Here is a 342-nt window from a genome sequence, read left to right on the forward strand (position 1 = left end):
CGCGAGGACCGCGGTGGCGAGCGTTCGGGTGACCGGCGTGATTTCAAGCCGCGCGAGGACCGTGGCGGCTCCGGTGACCGTGGTGGTTACCAGCGTCGTGAGGGTTCCAGCGATCGTGGCGGTTTCCGCAAGGACGACCGTTCCGGCGACCGCGGTGGATATCGCGGCGGCGAGCGCTCTGGCGACCGCCGTGACTTCAAGCCGCGCGACGACCGTTCAAGCGACCGTCGTGACTTCAAGCCCCGCGAGGACCGCGGTGGCGAGCGTTCGGGTGACCGGCGTGATTTCAAGCCGCGCGAGGACCGTGGCGGCTCCGGTGACCGTGGTGGTTACCAGCGTCGT

The 342-nt window shown here is 69.6% G+C and carries 1 pseudogene; it reads left to right on the plus strand.

Annotated features, from left to right (window positions below):
• Window positions 1-342 (plus strand): annotated as a pseudogene (locus FXN61_RS50030) (hypothetical protein); the annotation flags it as partial.

The organism is Lentzea indica, from assembly GCF_012184385.1.
GTDB lineage: Bacteria > Actinomycetota > Actinomycetes > Mycobacteriales > Pseudonocardiaceae > Lentzea > Lentzea indica.